The sequence below is a fragment of the Haliscomenobacter sp. genome (assembly GCF_033763495.1).
Taxonomy (GTDB): Bacteria; Bacteroidota; Bacteroidia; order Chitinophagales; family Saprospiraceae; genus Haliscomenobacter.
Genome location: NZ_JANRKL010000244.1, coordinates 1 through 18,326, shown reverse-complemented (window position 1 = coordinate 18,326; position 18,326 = coordinate 1). Strand labels below are relative to the sequence as shown.

The 18,326-nt window shown below is 48.3% G+C and carries 16 protein-coding genes; 1 reads left to right on the top strand and 15 read right to left on the bottom strand.

Annotated elements, in window-relative coordinates; genetic code table 11:
- Window positions 1-248 precede the first annotated feature (248 nt).
- From SFV55_RS28965 to SFV55_RS28915, 11 genes are all read right to left on the bottom strand, one after another.
- On the bottom strand, window positions 249-2,213 hold the full coding sequence (locus SFV55_RS28965; RefSeq protein WP_320033090.1) for a DUF4331 domain-containing protein: 1,965 nt from the start codon (window positions 2,211-2,213) through the stop codon (window positions 249-251).
- A 215-nt stretch (window positions 2,214-2,428) separates the two neighbouring features.
- Complete coding sequence (locus tag SFV55_RS28960) at window positions 2,429-4,138, bottom strand: DUF4331 domain-containing protein (RefSeq protein ID WP_320033089.1); 1,710 nt, start codon at window positions 4,136-4,138, stop codon at window positions 2,429-2,431.
- Window positions 4,139-4,294: 156 nt separating this feature from the next.
- A complete protein-coding gene (locus tag SFV55_RS28955) occupies window positions 4,295-4,618 on the bottom strand; it encodes a hypothetical protein (RefSeq protein WP_320033088.1) in 324 nt (107 codons plus the stop codon).
- Window positions 4,619-4,644: 26 nt separating this feature from the next.
- Window positions 4,645-5,337 (bottom strand): sulfite exporter TauE/SafE family protein, encoded by a 693-nt coding sequence (locus tag SFV55_RS28950; protein WP_320033087.1) that lies wholly within the window; start codon window positions 5,335-5,337, stop codon window positions 4,645-4,647.
- 21 nt (window positions 5,338-5,358) lie between these two features.
- Window positions 5,359-5,799 carry a FixH family protein gene (locus tag SFV55_RS28945; RefSeq protein ID WP_320033086.1) on the bottom strand — a complete coding sequence of 147 codons (441 nt, stop codon included), beginning with the start codon at window positions 5,797-5,799 and terminating at the stop codon, window positions 5,359-5,361.
- Between the two features lie 65 nt (window positions 5,800-5,864).
- Window positions 5,865-7,385 (bottom strand): 4Fe-4S dicluster domain-containing protein, encoded by a 1,521-nt coding sequence (locus SFV55_RS28940; protein WP_320033085.1) that lies wholly within the window; start codon window positions 7,383-7,385, stop codon window positions 5,865-5,867.
- Between the two features lie 70 nt (window positions 7,386-7,455).
- Window positions 7,456-8,394: a cbb3-type cytochrome c oxidase N-terminal domain-containing protein gene (locus SFV55_RS28935; RefSeq protein ID WP_320033084.1), complete on the bottom strand. Its 939-nt coding sequence runs from the start codon at window positions 8,392-8,394 to the stop codon at window positions 7,456-7,458.
- A complete protein-coding gene (locus SFV55_RS28930; RefSeq protein WP_320033083.1) occupies window positions 8,381-8,584 on the bottom strand; it encodes a hypothetical protein in 204 nt (67 codons plus the stop codon). The genes SFV55_RS28935 and SFV55_RS28930 overlap by 14 nt, the downstream gene beginning before the upstream one ends.
- Before the next feature lie 85 nt (window positions 8,585-8,669).
- Window positions 8,670-10,805 carry a cytochrome-c oxidase, cbb3-type subunit I gene (gene ccoN, locus SFV55_RS28925; RefSeq protein WP_320033082.1) on the bottom strand — a complete coding sequence of 712 codons (2,136 nt, stop codon included), beginning with the start codon at window positions 10,803-10,805 and terminating at the stop codon, window positions 8,670-8,672.
- Between the two features lie 13 nt (window positions 10,806-10,818).
- Complete coding sequence (gene ccoS, locus SFV55_RS28920) at window positions 10,819-10,980, bottom strand: cbb3-type cytochrome oxidase assembly protein CcoS (RefSeq protein WP_320033081.1); 162 nt, start codon at window positions 10,978-10,980, stop codon at window positions 10,819-10,821.
- A gap of 399 nt (window positions 10,981-11,379) precedes the next feature.
- A complete protein-coding gene (locus SFV55_RS28915; protein ID WP_320033080.1) occupies window positions 11,380-12,669 on the bottom strand; it encodes a Gfo/Idh/MocA family oxidoreductase in 1,290 nt (429 codons plus the stop codon).
- Window positions 12,670-12,748: 79 nt separating this feature from the next.
- Between SFV55_RS28915 and SFV55_RS28910 the strand changes: the two genes are divergently transcribed.
- The gene (locus tag SFV55_RS28910) at window positions 12,749-13,306 is read left to right on the top strand and encodes an Hsp20/alpha crystallin family protein (protein WP_320033079.1); all 558 of its coding nucleotides are present in this window, start codon (window positions 12,749-12,751) and stop codon (window positions 13,304-13,306) included.
- Between the two features lie 129 nt (window positions 13,307-13,435).
- On the opposite strand, the gene SFV55_RS28905 is transcribed toward SFV55_RS28910, so the two are convergent.
- Genes SFV55_RS28905 through SFV55_RS28890 form a run of 4 tightly spaced genes read right to left on the bottom strand, consistent with a single transcriptional unit; the run spans window position 13,436 to window position 17,991 of the window.
- A complete protein-coding gene (locus SFV55_RS28905; protein ID WP_320033078.1) occupies window positions 13,436-15,124 on the bottom strand; it encodes a sensor histidine kinase in 1,689 nt (562 codons plus the stop codon).
- Between the two features lie 19 nt (window positions 15,125-15,143).
- Complete coding sequence (locus SFV55_RS28900; RefSeq protein ID WP_320033077.1) at window positions 15,144-16,337, bottom strand: sensor protein KdpD; 1,194 nt, start codon at window positions 16,335-16,337, stop codon at window positions 15,144-15,146.
- Between the two features lie 3 nt (window positions 16,338-16,340).
- Window positions 16,341-17,417, bottom strand: a complete 1,077-nt coding sequence (locus SFV55_RS28895) for a porin (protein ID WP_320033076.1) — start codon at window positions 17,415-17,417, stop codon at window positions 16,341-16,343.
- A gap of 7 nt (window positions 17,418-17,424) precedes the next feature.
- Window positions 17,425-17,991, bottom strand: coding sequence for a K(+)-transporting ATPase subunit C (locus SFV55_RS28890; protein WP_320033075.1), 567 nt, complete (start codon window positions 17,989-17,991; stop codon window positions 17,425-17,427).
- Between the last annotated feature and the right edge of the window lie 335 nt (window positions 17,992-18,326).

The following is an 18,326-nucleotide window of genomic DNA, read 5'->3' as shown; positions in this document are numbered from 1 at the left end:
TGGATGGCTTCGTTGCGGTCAAGCAGTAATGGAATGTCTTTGACCGTCAGGGTTGCTGACTCAGTTTGCTTCTTGGCACAAGCAAAAGTGAAAGCTAGGAAAAGGATAAGGATGGAAATGCGGTACATGGCTATTTTGTTGAGAAGGTTGAGAAGGTTGAAGGAGGTTGAGAGAAGGTTGAGACTGGCCTGCGTCTAAGTCGCTGCGGTAGCCTAAACCTTCTCAACCTTCCTAAACTATCTCAACTTTTAGTTGACTTTTACAATTTTTACATTCTGCAATACGGCACCATTTTTGTCAATGATACGTGCGAAGTAGTTGCCTTTGGCGAGGCCTACTGGTAATTTCGCCTGAATGGCGTTTTCACCTTGAGACTTTACGTTGAAGTTGATCTCGTCCCGCACTGGGTTAGGATAAACCGCTGCGACAACTTTTGGCGCATTCAATAAGGTGCTTTCCGCTGCAGCACTGGCAATAGCTGCAGTAGTTGGGCTGCTTACTTCTACACCACCACATTTGCCGTCGCCAGCCCATGGTAATGCTACATAAGGGAAGCTCAATCCAAATTTTGCATCGTTTTTCTCTACGCCAGTAGTATAGGTCAAAACATCGATCAGGTCTGTGCTGACGGGGTTTTTACCGTCAAAATCGTCATACCACAACCCAACGGCGGCCAAAACCACACCAGCTACAGCTTGTAGTTCGATCCTGGTAACGTCATCCTCCAAGCGGCGACCATTTGGGAAACCATCCATATTCGGGATGAATTCCAGGCTGCGGTTGCCTTTGTATTTGGGATGGGTCAAACCCATTACTGCTGCCTGAACCAGGCCCAGTGAGCTGAAATTAGGATCGCTGCGGCGGGTAGCAGGCACAGCCATGTTCAAACGCAACATGTCGCCGCCGTTGGGGAGGAAGTTGTGGATGAAAGGCTTACCTGGCGCCAGAGGATTCCCACCTTTGCCCGTTGCCAATTGGTAAGGGGGAAGGTTCGGGGCACCCGTGTGGAAGATCGGCCAAAGATCTACAGAGCGAGCCTTCCCTGGGCCAGGCAGCAACAATGTACCAAACACCTTATCATCAAGCGCCGTTCCATTCAGCGCAGGATTCCCTTTAAGTGGATACAAGCCATCTTTGCCATAACCGAAGTCAAATGAACCCAATGACTTGCGCTGGATGCGCAATTGCTTCATCGCTGGAACGGCAGTACCAAACTGAGAATCGTCCATGTACAAGGCCAATTCTGGATTGTAGAAGAAATTGTCTAAGATGGTATCGCCGATTTCGGCATAAGGACTGAGCGCATTCCAATAATCCTTGTAACCAATTGGAATTACCGCTTCGTTGGTCAGTGGCATGCCGAGGCGAGATACCTGAACCCAGTCGCCAGAGTGGGTTTCTTTACCCTTCGACAAAGTACGAATTGCACGGCGGCTGGAAGAAGCCCATACCCCTATCACGTAGTCTGGGTCGAGGATATTCTTAGGCAAATAGAAGGCGCCTTTTTTCAACAAGGTGCGGATGGGCACTTGAATGGCAATGGTGCTTACATTCAAACACTTGACACCATCGCGGGCTTTGCCACCTTGACGAGGCAAGTCGCCTAGGTCAAAAACGCCACCGAGGTCTACAAAGAAAGGATCGTCGGCCGGGCCGCAAAATACCTTTTCACCGGTAGAAGAAGTTGTGATGGCATTTTTCACCAAATCGGCGTAGCGGGTATCCAAACCTACTCCGCTGGTGATCGAACGAGTGCCCACGTTATTGGGTGGTACTACGCCATTTCTGATCACCATCTGGAAACTTTTACCGCCATCGATGCTGCGCTCAAGGGTGTAAGTGGCTTTCAGGTTTTGTTTGCCCAAACGGATGTTGAAGAAAGTGGTAGGATCTTCATTCACCAGTTTGAACGTAAAACGGAAAGTGATTTCATCGCCAGGCTTGGTTGCATCGTTGTCGATGTGGATCTCGTAGCGGATGTTTTCACCGAAGTTGTAATAGTTGGGGCCACCTTGTGGCAATTGCAGTGGAACGTAATTGGCAATGATGGTAATCATGCCAGGTTGATCCGGGCTGCGGAAAGCGTACAAATCGGTATTGTCCGCCAAGGGGTCGTCCGCAATCAGCGGGGCTTCCCGGTGACTGGAGGCAAACAGCGAGGCGCTGATGGCCAACAGACTTAGACAGAGTATGGTTTTAAAAAAGTTTTTCATGATTGTGCTTTGTGCTACAAGGTTGTAGCTTGATGATGATATATAGTCCCTTGAACCTCCCATGGGACGTCCATGGATTCTACCACGAATCTCCCACGAATAAATTCGTGGGTTGGGACGGTTTGGTGGCCTCCCACGGATAAATCCATGGGTTGGCGGTGATCACGCGGGAATGGAAGTCCAACACACCCACACCCACACTTTCGCACCCAAACCTAATTTGTTTCAGTACCTGCCCAAGGAGCCGCCACGTAAGGGAAGGTCGCCTGGAAGGCTTTGTCGTTTTGTTCTACACCCGTTGTGTAAGTCAGGACGTCCAACAATTGTTTGGTTACCGGGCTGCCGCCAGTTTTGAAATCATCGTACCACAGACCAACTGCAGCCAGAACGATACCAGATACAGCTTGTAACTCGATTCGGGTTACGTCATCCTCCAGGCGGCGACCATTGGGGAAGCCATCCATGTTGGGGATGAACTGTAGGTTGGCATTGCCAGCGTAAGTAGGATCGGTCAGACCCAAAACTGCGGCTTGAACCAAACCAAGTGGGCTGAAATCTGCACTGTTACGGCTAGTAATAGGCACCGCCATGTTCAAGCGCAACATATCGCCACCGTTGGGCAGGAAGTTGTGGATGAATGGTTTGCCAACCGCCAATGGGTTGCCGTTTTTGCCAGTAGCCAATTGGTACGGTGGCATGTTTGGAGCACCCGTGTGGAAAATTGGCCAAAGGTCAACTGAACGCGCTTTACCTGGGCCGGGCAATAATAGGGTACCAAACACTGCATCGTCCAGGGCGGTACCAGCCAGTGCTGCATTACCTTTCAAACCAAAAAGGCCATCACGGCCATAGCCGAAGTCAAATGCACCCAGTGATTTGCGTTGGATACGAAGTTTCTTAAAGGCAGGAACTGCGCCTCCAAAACGGGAATCGTCCATGTACAGGGCCAATTCCGGATTGTAGAAATACTCGTCCAGGGTTACATCAGCCAGCTCTTCGTACGGAGTCAATGAGTTCCAGTAGTCTTTCATTCCGATTGGAATTACTGCTTCGTTGGTCAGTGGCATACCCAAACGAGAAACTTGGATCCATTCACCTTCTTCCGTAGGAGCAGAGCCATCCACTTTCAAGGTGCGCATGGTGCGGCGGCTTGCAGAAGCCCAAACCCCGATCACGTAGTCTGCATCCAGGATGTTGCGTGGCTCGGCAGGAGCACCCGCCTTGAGCAAAGTAGCAATTGGAACCTGAATCGCAATACTGTGTACGTTGGTCATGCCGATCCCATCGCGGATTTTTTGGCCACCTTGGCGTGGCAAATTGCCAAGGTCGAACACCCCGCCCAAATCCACAAAGAAAGGATCGTCAACGGGGCCACAGAACACGGTTTCGCCCGAGTTGCTGGTCATCACTGCTTTCTGCATCAGTGCAGCGTAAGTAGTGTTTAATCCTGCAGCACCACCAATTGAACGAGGGCCGATGTTGGCGGGTGGCACAAAGCCTTCGCTCAACACAACCTGGAAACTTTTACCACCATCAATGCTGCGTTCCAGCGTGTAAGTGGTTTTGAGGTTTTGTTTACCCAAACGAATGTTGAAGAAGGTAGTGGGGTCTTCATTCACCCGTTTGAAGGTAAAGCGGTACACGAGTTCGTCGCCGGGTTTTGAGGCGTCGTTGTCGATGTGGATTTCGTAGCGGATGTTTTCCCCAAAGGTGTTGTAGTTTGGTCCACCGTGAGGCAATTCCGCAGGAATGTAATTGGCGATAATGGTGATGGTGTTGGGCTTGTCCGGGCTACGGAAAGCGTAAACATCCGTGTTATCAGCCAGTGGATCGTTGGCAATCAATGGTGCCTCGCGGTGGCTGGAAGCCTGCGCGAACCACGACGCCGAAACGAATAGAAGTGATAAAATGGAATAACGTCGCATAATAGGTTATGATTAAATGAAAAAACTCAGTTGCGATTTTCCTGGACAAAGCATTGGCTAGTAGCAACATGTCGTGCATGTGCCCTGAAGTGAATGCTAAATCGAAGGATGGGAGGTAATTAAGTGAAAAGTGAAAAGCCGGAAGCTGCTACAGTTTTAACTGCCTTCAATGGCTTTATAGTAACCTGTTCGTTTAAATACAAAAACAAAAGAGGTCGAAAGTGATGATGGTTTCATGGTGGTGTTGGTTGTTGTTTCAAAGGTTCGAGAGTAATTACGAGGTGGGTGGGAAATTGGATTGGAGATAGGTGGATTTTTTTTGAAATGAAGGGGTGAGTTTGTATAAATAATTGAAAAATAAATTTTTATAAAATGAAGACGCAGATTAAATCTTAATCCCAGTTTTACCAACTGTTCTAATTTTGGTTTAAGCGCTGAAAGGTGCCCGAGCTCTTGAGCTTTTAGCAAAGCACCGGGCAAGTTGACTTCTTAGAGGTTTTAAAGTGCTAATGACACATCGGTACCTCCTGCCCAATCTCCCAAAACCGCATGGTTTCTGGCAAGTGGAAATTGATGCCTCTCGCCATAAAATACAGCCCGAATAAGCCCAACAAAATCGGACTCAAACGCCGCAACCTTTGCCGCCAATTCAAACTGATGAATTGCCCGGCCAGTGCTGTACCCAGCATTAATGGGAGGGTGCCTGCACCAAATCCCCCCATGTACAAGGCACTTTGTATCCAGGAATCACTCAGTACTGCGCCTGCAATGGCCACGTAGACGAGGCCGCAGGGCAATAAACCATTGAGTGCTCCAATCAGAAAGTGAGTAGATAAACCTTCCCGCCGAAGTAACTTCGCCATGCTGCGGGATACCCAATTTTGTAAGGATTGTACAGCAGGAAATCGTTTGATGTAGGATTCAACATTCAAGGACAATAGGGCGACCAGGATCAAAAGTGCTCCAATTAACACCGAAAACCAGGACTGAACCCCGGCCAAAAACAAACCCCGGCCAAATACCCCAATGATTAGCCCCAGCAACAGATAGGTAAGGATTCGGCCAAGGTTGTAGAGCAATGCACCAGCTGCTGCACCCCAGCCATGGGCGGCTTTAGGGAGCGCCAGGGCAATGGGGCCACACATGCCCACGCAATGCAAACTCCCTAAAAGACCCAGCAAAAACGCAGAGTAGAGCATGGTATGAAGGATTAGATAGTGCTAAAGGTGAATGACTTCCTCTTTGTAATACGCTTTTGTACCATCGCTCCAATCCACTTTTACACGCCACAGTCCTGTTTTGAGGCCGGAGGTGGAAATGACCTGGCGGTGATTGAGGTTGGGTGCAATATTGACTTTGAAATCCCGAGTTTGGTCAGAGGGGCAGAAAAAGTAAATTTCTCCATGGACGCTCGCCAATTCTGAGGGGAAAAACAATTCTACTTGAGACCCGGATTCCGAGGCCTCAATTTTTAGGTCTTCTTTCAGCAGTTGGGCATTGCTCAGTTTGTCAAATCTTTCCTGATACTTGAGGTCTTCAGCGTAGTACTGATCAGAAACCAGGCTATTGTCGAACTGTGTCGAACGGACTACTGCGTACACCATCGTGATGACGAACAGACTGTAAAAAATGGCAATGCCACTGCCCCAATTGATTTTCATGGTGTTTGTGATTTTAGTGAAAGTTGAGGAGTTGAGGAGTCGCTGCGGTGACCTCAACTCCTCAACTAAATCGGTCCTAAAAAATTGGTTTTTACCCGGTCGATTTTTTTGCCCTTGGAATAAACGTCAACTTCGATGCGGGTTTTCCGGCTGCCCAGGTTTTTGCGCTCAATCTCTATAAACATAGCACCTTCGGTTACTTCAGATGCTTTGGTGAATGGCGTTTTGCCCACCAGTTTGATGGTGCCTTTTGGTTTTACCAGGCGGAACTCAATCGGGAAAGTATCCCTGGTTTTGTTGATGATTTCGTAGTTGTACAGGTTGCTGATTTTGTCCTTGCCCACTTTTTGGAACAACATTCCAGGGGTGCGCAACAGGAGTACTTCCACATCGGTGCGCATGGAAAGCAGCACGATGTTCAAAATGACCATCAAAGCCAAAACCACCGTATATGCCTTCACCCGTGTCGTAAATACCTTCTGGGTTTTTGTTTCGATGCTGGTGGCACTGGCGTAGCGGATCAAACCTCGTGGGCGGCTCACCTTATCCATTACCTCATCACAGGCATCGATACAGGCAGTACAGTTTACACATTCCAATTGAGTGCCATTGCGGATGTCGATACCTGTGGGGCAAACGTGGATGCACAATTTACAATCGATACAATCACCCAGGCTTTTTTGGACCGCCTCAATCGGATTGGCGGCAGAAGGAAGTGCTTCGACCATTTCCAGCGCAACCGCTTTCTCACTTTGCAACACCGAAGATTGGATGCTTGAAATGGGTGAAATCGGTTTGTTGCCTGTTTCTTTTTTGATTTTTCCTCTTGGCTCACCGCGTACATGATCGTAATGAACCACAATCGAGTTTTTGTCCAAAAGTACCCCTTGCAAACGGCCATAAGGGCAAATGGCGATACACACTTGTTCCCGCATCCAGGCAAAAACAAAGTAGAAGGCAAAAGAAAAGACCAGCATGGCGATGAAGCCAGTCAGGTTTTGGGAGATGGGTTCGGTGGCAATTTTATACACCTCGTCTATCCCAATGATGTAGGCCAGGAAGGTATTGGAAATCAAAACGGCAATGGCGAAAAAGATTAGCTGTTTGCTCAGTTTTTTGATGATTTTGTCGCTGGTCCAGGGGCTATTGTTCAGGCGGCGTTGGGCATTGGCGTCGCCTTCGATGAGGTATTCAATTTTTCGGTACACCATTTCCATGAATACCGTTTGGGGGCATACCCACCCGCAAAACAAACGGCCATAAATGACCGTAAACAGGATGATGAAGACCACAAAAGTCAACATGGCCAATACAAACAAGTGAAAATCCTGAGGGGCAAAACTAACGCCAAAAATGATGAAATGGCGTTTGAGAATGTTAAAGAGCATCAAAGGTTCACCATTCACTTTGATAAAAGGGACGCCAAATAAAAAAATCAAAAAGGCCCAACTTAGGTAGGTGCGGGCTGAAGTGAATTTTCCTTTGGGTTTTTTGGGATAAACCCAGATCCGCTTGCCTTTTTCGTCTACTGTGGCAATGTGATCGCGGTATTCTTCAACATCTTCAAAAGGGGTGATTTCGCTCATGGCAATAAAAATTTTGGATGGAGGAATTCAGACCCCCAGGGTCAAGCATAACCCTGGGAGTCTGAATCAGCTATTCATTTACTACTGTGGTATCCGCAGGGGTTTCCTCCCCTTCAGCAACATATTTATCACCCTGTGGAGCTTTTCCATTGGGAGGATTGGTGCCTTGGATAGACAGAATGTAACTGCTAACTTTAAGGATATCTGCGGGTTTGAGTTGGGCACTCCAGGCGATCATCCCCTTTTCAGGCACGCCATTTTTTACGGTTTTGAATACATTGGTGATGCCACCACCGTGAATCCAGAACTCGTCGGTCAGGTTTGGACCTACTCCACCCTCGCCATTTGCGCCGTGACAAGCCACACAGTTGGTGGTGTATATGGTTTGACCAATGGACAAATCTTTAGTATCCGTGCTGGCTTCCAGGTTGTCTTCATCAATGGTGTTGGCCTGGGTAGCGGCAAAAGCAGCTTTGGCTTGTTCGGCCACTTTCATTTCTGCATTGTACTCATCGGACTGGCTGGGGCCACCCAACACATGGTAATAAGCGAGAAATACCACCCCCAGGAAAATTGTGATGTAAAACATGGCCACCCACCAAGGAGGAAGACTGTTGTCCAATTCTTTGATGCCATCGTAGTTGTGATCCAGCATTACTGTATCTTCTTTTTCTACGGGCACCACATTGGTCCAGGCTTTGTATTGGCGTTTCCACCAAGGATCTTTGTTGGTTTTTGCAACATCTTCCAGATAGGCTTCGATGCCTTGTTCCTGGTAAATTTTGATTTGTTGCACCTTGATCATCATACTGAGCAAGTGAAACAGGGCCAACACTGCCCCTAACATCGTCAAGCCTGCAAAAAAGATCAGGCCGTTGGCCAAAAGTGAGTTAAAGGTATCATTATCAGCTGGAGCAGCTGATCCTGCCCCCTGTGCAAACACGAGGGAAGAGGAAAGCAAAGCCAGGAGAGTGATGACCAATTGTTTTTTGAGCTTATTTTTCTTCATGGCGAATGTCAGTTTCCGATGTTTGAAGAATGGAATCCTCCAGGGGAAGATTCGACATTTTATTGAGGTATACGAGCGGGCTGCGGAAAGCCATAATGGCACTCACCAAAAAAACCGTTACGAAGGTGATTAAGGCGGAGATGGCCATCCAGTTGATGCTTCCAGCGCTTTCGAGAATGTATTTGTACATGGTTGAGGAGTTGAGATGTTGAGGAGTTGAGAATCCGGTCGCTGAGCGTATCCGAAGGGTAGGATTCTCAACTCCTCAAACAGATTTAGTTGGTTGCTTGCGATTTTGGTTTAATATCCGTACCCAATCTTTGCAGGTAGGCGATCAAAGCTACGATATCGCGTTTTTCCAATTTTTCGTCTTCCACGCCATCTTTGCGCAAGCGTTCGGCGATTTCACTTGCCTGTTTTTTCAGATCAGCTACCGCCTGGTTTTCATAACCTTCGGGGTATGGAGTACCTAACATGGTCAGTACCTTGATCTTTTTAGGCATGGTGCCCAGGTCCATCTCATCGCGCAGCAACCATGGATAACCAGGCATGATCGAACCTGGAGACATACTTTGTGGGTCTACCATGTGGTTGTAGTGCCAGCTGTCGGGATATTTGCCACCTTCACGATGTAAATCCGGACCAGTGCGTTTGGACCCCCAGAGGAAAGGCCGATCGTAGATGAATTCGCCCGATTTGGAGTATTCACCATACCGTTCAGTTTCAGAGCGGAATGGACGCACCATTTGAGAGTGGCAACCCAAACAACCTTCGCGGATGTACAGGTCACGTCCGTGCAACTCAAGTGGTGTGTAGGGTTTTACAGAAGCAATTTTAGGTACATTGGACTCAATCATCACCATTGGGAAAATTTCGATGATCCCACCAATCAGGATGGCAATGGCGCTGGCCACCAACATTTGCATGGGCCGACGCTCAATCCAACGGTGCCAGTGTTCACCTTTGTGTGCACCATCGGTAGCTACTCTGGCAGGCGCTTCTGCTGCTTCATCGCCAATGAATGATCCCTGGCGGATAGTGGCAATCAGGTTATAAATCATCACCAGCGTACCAGCAAAGTATAAGGTACCACCCAAAGCACGGATGTAGTACATCGGCATGATTTGAGTAACTGTTTCGAGGAAGTTACCGTATTTCAGGAAGCCATCAGGGGTGAATTCTTTCCACATCAAACTTTGAGCCCAACCCGCCCAATACAAGGGGATGGCGTAAAAAGCGATACCGAGGGTGCCAATCCAGAAGTGGGCATTGGCCAGTTTTCCTGAATACAGGTTGGTATTGAACAGGCGAGGGATCAGCCAGTAAAGGATACCAAAGGTCAGGAAGCCGTTCCAACCCAGGGTGCCAATGTGTACGTGACCAATCGTCCAGTCCGTAAAGTGACTGATGGCGTTGACCGATTTGATCGACAGCATTGGACCTTCAAAAGTGGCCATGCCGTAAGCCGTAATGGCTACCACCATGAATTTCAAAACCGGATCCTGGCGCACCCGGTCCCAGGCACCACGCAGGGTCAACAAACCATTCAGCATACCACCCCAGGAAGGAGCAATCAACATCACGGAGAATACAGAACCTAGGGATTGAGCCCAATCAGGCAAAGAGGTATACAACAAGTGGTGAGGACCAGCCCAGATGTAAATGAAGATCAGCGCCCAGAAGTGGATGATCGACAAGCGATAAGAGTACACCGGACGGTTGGCAGCCTTGGGCAGGAAGTAGTACATCAATCCCAGGTAGGGGGTAGTTAGGAAGAAGGCCACTGCATTGTGGCCGTACCACCACTGCACTAAAGCGTCTTGAACACCCGCGAAGATGTTGTAACTTTTGGTAGCCGAAACCGGAATTTCAATGTTGTTGCCAATGTGCAGCACAGTTACCGTGATCCAGGTGGCAATGTAAAACCAGATGGCTACGTACATGTGGTTTTCACGGCGTTTGATAATAGTCCCAAACATGTTGATCCCAAAGACCACCCAAACCAGCGCAATCGCGATGTCGATGGGCCATTCCAATTCGGCGTATTCTTTGGCACTGGTAATCCCCAATGGCAAGGTCAGTGCGGCCATCACAATGATGGATTGCCAACCCCAGAAGTGGATGTTACTCAGTGTGTTGCTGAACATGCGGGTTTTGAGCAAACGTTGCAGGGAATAATAAACCCCCATGTAAATGCCGTTTCCAACAAAAGCAAAGATTGCTGCATTGGTGTGCAAGGGGCGGATTCTACCAAAGGAAGTATACGGAATGCCAAAGTTTAATTCAGGCCAGATCAGCTGAAAAGCTGCGATAAGGCCCACCAGCATCCCGACAACCGCCCAGAGCATGGTCGCGTACGCAAATTTGCGCACGATAGCATTGTCGTAGTAAAAGGTCTCTACTTGTGCCATCAGGTTTGTGATTTTAAAGTTTTGTGTCAGTTGGTTTGTCGTCGTCGAGGAGCATACGGATCGACGGAGTATAATCGTCATCGTATTGTCCACCTTTGACGGCCCAGAAGAAAGCGCCTAAAAAGCCCAGGGCTAGGATAAGGCTGATCAGGATGAGCAAAAAAATGACTGTCATACCATTGTCAATTTTGTTGATGCAAGGTAGGCAGGGCACAAGGTTGGGCTGGATGACAGGGGTCAGGGGCAGGGGTGATTTTTGTCAGTGGAGAACTGAAAAAATGGCGGAGGATAAATGAAGCGGGTAATTGGAGGTTATTCTTGAGGGAAAATTTGAATACATGAAGGATGACAGGCTTTTGCTCCCCCAGAAAGACCTATTTTTAAGTAGATCTGCTGTAATTTGCTGGTCAGGCAATTGAAATAATGATTACACATTTTGGCATTATGAGTTTTGCTGGGTATACCCGAAGTACAACTCAAAACCATCAACGATTTACAAAAAACTTTGCACCAAAATGAGTAATCACTATTTCAAACAGCTTTGCTGCTACTGGCCTGTAAGCAGCCCACAATATTATTTCGGATACACCCAAGGCTTACGGTATTCCCTTGCCAACAACTTATTGGCCGCTTTGTCTCCCACGATCATATCCTTTTCATGATCCCACTCAATGGATCTGCCTATTTTGGCGGAAAGGTTGCCGAGTAAGGCCATGTTGGTGGCATGCCGTCCGCGTTCAATGTCGGCAAAAGGCAATTTTCCAGTTGGGATACAAGTCAAAAAATCATTCCAGACCAAATCGATGTTTTGTTGATCCGGCTCATTCAATTTAGCGGCCTCTTTGATGATTTCCTTTTTGGTATCGTTGGGGTAAAAAGTCCAGCCGCGTTGCCAGCCCATGTGGAAGACCCCTTCGGTGCCGTGGAAATAAACGCCCACGTTTTCGCCCTGCCGTTCCGGGTGGCTGCTCAATAAGGTATGTTCCCAGGTGCAAATGAAGGATTCAAACTCATAAACAACCCGTTGTTCCTCGGGAGCGTTGGCCAGGGAGTTGCGGATGTCCGAAAGTTGAGTGGAATATATTTTGCTAGGCATTTTTTCCTCGGTCCACCACAAAATTTGATCAAACCAGTGGGGCCCCCAATCCCCAATGTTGCCATTGGCAAACTGGGTGTATTGCCGCCAACCCCTCGGGTGCATACTGGGGTTGTAGGTACAGAGGGGGGCAGGTCCACAGTAGAAATCCCAGTCCATGCCAGCTGGAGGAGCACTTTCTTCCTCTTTTTTGCCCATACCATAATTGTACTGGACAAAGGCACGAACGCTGTAAATTTTGCCCGCCTTGCCCGATTTCAAAAACTCCATGCCACTCACGTTGTGGGGAGAGTAACGGCGGTGAAAATCGACGATGCACAACTTTTGGGCATCGCGGGCTGCTTTTTGAATGGCAGTACCTTCTTTGACCGTATGCGAAATGGGTTTTTCCAAAAAAACGTGAGCTCCACTGTGTAGGGCCTCAATGGCGATCAGGGCATGCCAGTGATCCGGGGTAGCATTGATGACGATATCGGGGCGCTCGGCTTTGATGCACTCGCGGTAATCCTTGTACACCTTGGGTTGGTCATTGCAGAGCTTATCAACTTCGATTTTGCATTTTTTGAGCTGGTTTTCATCTACATCGCAGAGGGCCGCTACGGTAACTTGTCCGCTGCGGATGGCTTCACGCAGGATGTTGAGGCCCCACCATCCACTGCCGATGAGTACGGTTTTGTATTTGGCGGGTCGATGAGGAATGAGGTAAGGGGGAGCCAAAAGGGTAGCACTGGCCATCCCGGTAGTTTGAATAAACGATCTGCGATCCATGTTTTTAATTTGTTTACGTTGAAGCGAAAATAGGCATTAGTCGGGTAAAAAGAGGCTGTCATATTTGTGACTTTTTGACATGAGATCACAAAGGGCGACTGACAGTGTGGCTGAAAATGGGATTTGGAACCAGTTTTGTAGCACCAATGCCAGACTAAACTGCATCATCAACCCGAATTTTACAGCTATGACGGTACAACATTTCACGGAAGGAAAAATTTACTTCGATGATGAGCTGAGCAAAAACGCCTGGGAAATGGCGAAACAACTCAACCCACCATCGCTGAGCCCCAACCCCGCTCTGAACATCAAAGAGAGCACCAAAGCTTTTTTGATTGAGTTGGTGGTACCTGGATTGACCCATGAAGACCTGAACATTCATCTGGCCGACAATAACATGTTGGTCCTGCAATACAAACGCGACCACAATGAATTTGAATCAGTTTTGACCCAGCGCCACTGGCGGCAGGAGTTCAAAATGCGCTCTTTTGTGCGCCAGATTCCGGTTTACCCCGAGATGGTGGAATTGGATCAGATCAAGATCACGTCCAAAAATGGGATCGTATCGATTCGTTTGCCCAAAACGGAAGCGCTAAGTGGAAAGGTAGCGTCGGTTATGCCTTTTTCCAATAACTAAATCCCCTTTCTAAGGTACCTCTTAGGTGTCTCTAGTTTCTTAGGTGGTGAAAATACGCTGCCTGCTTCGCAGGCTTTTTTCTTCACCACCTAAGGAACCACAGGCACCTAAGAGGCACCGTAGGGAGTGTTATTCTTGAAATTGCGGCAGGTCGAAATAGAAATTGGCCCCCTGGCCAAGCTGGCTGACTACCCCGATTTTTCCTCCCATCGCCTCCACAAAATCCTTGCTGATGGCCAGCCCCAGGCCCGTGCCACTCGACTTACTGCCAGGCGCTTTCACGTACTTTTCAAAAATTTTCTCCTGATATTCTGGTGCAATGCCCGGGCCTTGATCCTGTATGGAAAAATGAATCTGACGATCTGCTGTGGCCTCAATTTCCACCCGCAAATGATCTCCTTCCGAGGCATGCCGAATGGCGTTGGACAATAGGTTGATCAGCACCCAAATGGTTTTTTCGGGGTCCGACCAAACTTTGGGCAATTGGGGCGCAAACTGCGTGCTGATCTGTAATTTTTTGTCCTGAGTTTGTGGGTAAAGCGCCTGCAAAGCGGTGCGAACCAAATCGGCGGGGTCGTTGGCCTGCAACGTCAAATCAATTTTACCCGTTTCCAGCTGGGTCATGTTCAACAACTCGCTGGTGATGCGCAACAGGCGATCACTTTCACCGCGGATGTCATGCACCAATTGCACCTGATTAGGATTGAGGGCACCCGTTTTGGGGTTCTCCAACAATTGTAAACCCAGTTTAATGCCTGAAATGGGCGTTTTGAGTTCGTGTGAAATCGTGGCCAGAAAGTTGGTTTTAGCCACATCTTTTTCCAAAAATGTGGTGATGTTTTTGAGCACGTACACCGTGCCCGGCTCTTCATCCACCTGGATTTTATACGAATCAAGCAGGAAGTAATTCTCCCGATTGTCCATCACAATTTTGAAGGGCGAAGTGCCCGAAGGATTGTCCAAAATGAATTTGAGTAAATCATTGTGTGGAACAATGTCCTGGGCAGCTTGACCGATGGTGTTTTCTGCTTCCAAGCCCAATAGCTGCAGCGCTTTTTGGTTGGCAAAGAGGATGGTTTGGTTTTTGTCCATGCCGATACTGGCGTCGTCCAAACTGTTGATAACTGCCTCGGCTCGTTTTTTTTCAAACATCAACTGGGCTAAATTGCTGTGCTCGTACTCGTCCAGCTTGCCGGCCATTTGGTTGATGGCCACAGCTAGCTCCCCAAACTCATCGGCAGTATCGATGTGCATTCGGTAAGTGTAATTTTTACGACTAAGCTCTTGAATGGCCTCGTTGAAACGGCGAATTGGCCCGGCAATCAAACCCGGGAAATTGAGCACAAAAGTGAAACCAATCAGGAACAAAAAACCGGACAGGGTCGAGATGTACAATTTAGCTTGTTGAGCGGCACGGATGGCAATGTCGTTTTTGCGCCGGATGGCTTGCAGGTTGATTTGCAGGATTTTTAGGATGTTTTGACGGACTTTTAAGATGGCCGTACTATCACGGTCGACTTGCTCAAATGCTTTGCGGAGCGCAGCAGTTGCAGCAGACTCTCCTTTTTCAGTGATGTTTTTTTCCTGCAAGCGTAAATAAGCATTGAATTTGTGGTGGACTATTTGCTGAGCCGGGTCTTCCCTGTTCACCAGATTCAGCATTCCGTGGCAATAATTTAAACTTTCATAATTGTCCTTCAGTACTTCCTGTGTGACGTTTTTTTGTTCCGAAATGTAGTACATACTAATGCCCCCAATCAAAAGCAGCATCAGGAACAAAAAAGTGGTACCGAGGGCTATTTTGTTTTGCAGGGTCATATCGTTTTTTTAGCTACGCTTAGGATAAAATTACCACATCCACTTCATTTTCTTTCAAGGCCCGCAGCAATTGGTTAAAAATCCCGGTGTGCAAGACGATTTGCCAAAAAGTAAGATGGGGCTTGCCAATACAAATGGTAGTGATTTGTTTTTCCTTGACCACTTCCAAAATGGCTTTGCCAATGTCGGGCACGGCCACGTTGATGGCTTTGAGCGGAATGGCCACGGGCACCAACCAGCGACTCAAACGATTGGCGGCTTGGGCCTGAAGCACTTCGGCACCTAGCTCCACTGCCAATTGGAAATTGTTGATGAGGTGGCGCTGTTTGTCCAGGGGGATTTTGTCCAGGCTTTCATTGGGGGTTTGGACGTACAAAACGAACCATTTGCTTTGGTAATACCGCGCCAACCGGGCTGTTTTTCGGATGATCTTGCGGGCAGTAGCCTCATTGCTGCTGATACATGCTAAAAACCGTTCGTGACGTACCTTGACACTGCGTGGCACTTCTTGCTCCACTTTGCGTTCCACCTGGGTGGCCACTTCTTTGAGGGCCAATTCACGCAATTGCAGGATTTTTTCGGGCTGAAAAAAATTGCGCAGTGCCATTTCCACCTTGGCAGGATCGTAAATTTTACCTTCCTTCAAGCGGGTAATCAGGTCTTCCGCACTCAAATCGATGTTGACGACTTCGTCGGCTTTTTGCAAAAAATCGTCGGGCACCCTTTCCTGCACCTGAACTCCTGTAATTCGGAATACCTCGTCGTTGATGCTTTCGATGTGCTGGATGTTCACGGCCGTGATCACGTTGATGCCAGCGGCCAGCAACTCCATTACATCTTGCCAACGCTTGGGGTTTTTGCTTCCGGGGATATTGGAATGTGCCAGCTCGTCGACTACCACCCAAGTTGGATGTAAAACCAGGATGGCATTCAGGTCGAGCTCGGTCATTTTTTTTCCTTTGTAAAATACTTCACGAGGGGGCAGAACCGGCAAATCTTTCAACAAAGCTTCAGTTTCTTTCCGCCCATGAGTCACCACCAAACCAAGCACGACCTGAATGCCTTGATCCATCATTTGCCGGGCTTCCTGGAGCATACGGTAGGTTTTTCCTACCCCGGCACTCATGCCAATGTAGATTTTGAGTTTACCTCGCCCGGCCTTGCGGAGCTGGGCGAGGTATTGATCAGCCAATTGAGTGCGTTCGTCTTGCATCCTTTAAAAAGCTATGGCCAATGCAGTAGCGAAAAAAGTATTGCTGGAACTGCGTTGACCGTCCCGATTGAAAAAATAATCGCCCTGGCCCGACAAAGTTCGCCCTTCCAAACGCAAAGAAACATTGGAGACGGGCATGTAATCCAGATTGAGCGACAAGCCCAGCGTTTCAAAACCACTTCCTGGTGCACCTACAATCACTTCATCCTTGTCGCCATAATATTCTGCCCGACCCGCAATGGCGAATTGATCGTTGATGCTATAGCGCAAAATGGTGATGGGGGCGATCCACCTACCGGTCTCTTCATTTTCGATTTCCTGTACTCCAATGTCAAACCCGGTAATCAAACCCAACTTTGGGGTGAGGTTAAAAATACCGTAGAAATTGTTGAAAAAACGTTTGACAATTTGATCGCCAAATCTTTCATCGCCCAGGTAGGAGCTCCAGTTCAAGGTAATTTTGCTGCTGGGTTTGTAGCTGAGCTGGGTACCCAAAATGGCGCTTTGGATGCCCTCTGCCCGGGTCATCCGTTGCCATCCATTGAGCAACAAGGCAGCGGCGTACCATTTGCCATCGCTGGAATTGATGCTCAGTCGTGCTCCGGTTTCGTAGTAGGGCGAGTTCTCGGCCGCCAGACTCCGGCTTAGCGTCCAACAATCCTTGCCAACCGCACTTTCAAAGCCAATGTGCGAAGGCAACACGCCCAGGTCAAGCCAGAGATCCTGTTTTTTGGACAACTTAATCCCGGCGTTGGCTTCGTAAATGTGTTGGAGCAAGGCGGGTTCTGCCGCCAGATTGTATTGGGCATAGGTACCCGTCATCAGGGCCAGGTTGCCGCGTACCCGTTCGGTGGTATAGGCCGCTTTGAGGTAACCCAGGTTGAGGGCGACTTCATTGTGGCGATTGTAGCTGTAAAAAAATCCAGGTCGCAAATGATCGGCGGGATTCGCCAAGTCATTGCTGTAGTACGCCTCCACGTAGGCGCTGAATTTCAGGGCAGCAGTGGTGGTAGAATCTTGTGCAGAGGACAGGTTGGCGATGCCACAGATCGCCAAAAAAAGGACTAATTTGGTTTTCATGGTTAGCTTATTTCAGTTGGTCTAAAGCAATGTTCAAAGTTAGCACATTTACCTTTTCTGGGCCGAATAAACCGAGTAAGGGTTGTTGGGTGTGCTGCTCAACCAGCTGCTCTAATTGCTGCGCCGGAATACCACGCGCCTTGCTAATGCGTGCAATTTGAATTTTTGCCACAGCCGGAGAAATGTCCGGGTCAAGGCCGCTCCCGGAAGCAGTGACTAGCTCCGCAGGGATGTCTTTTTTTGCCACTTGAGGATTGTGGACCAAAAAACTGTCAATTCGGCTTTGTACAAGTACGAGGTAATCAGGGTTGGAAGGCCCTTTGTTGCTGCCAGCCGAACTGGCAGCGTTGTAATCCACTGCAGAAGGCCGGCCCCAGAAATAGTGGTCTTCGCTAAAATTTTGGCCAACCAGAGCAGCGCCTACGGCTTTACCTTGGTGGTAAACCAATTCGGCCTTACCCTGAGCTGGGCCAATGAATTGGGCAAAACCCCAGATGAGTAGGGGGTACAATACGGAGACCAAAATTAGGCTCACCAGGGTGAGTCGGATTGCTGGAAGAATATCTTGTTTCATTGTAAAGTTAAAGTTTAAACCCCGAAGGGGTGAAATGATTATAGAAAAAATCAATGAATTGGTGTTTTTCAAGAGAAACCCCGAAGGGGTGGTATTATAACTCCTTGAAAGACAATTTAAAAATGCCACCCCTCCGGGGTTTCTCTTGAAAAATGGTGGTGCCTGATCAATTGCTATAATCATTTCACCCCTTCGGGTAGGGTGTTCAGAATTGGGAAAAAACTACGTACCGTTTTTGCCTAAGAATTGAGTTTTCAAATAAAAAAAGGAATCGCGCTTAGCGGAAAGTTCTGTCAGATTCACCAGGGTAGAACTTTCCAATGCGGTTTTCAACA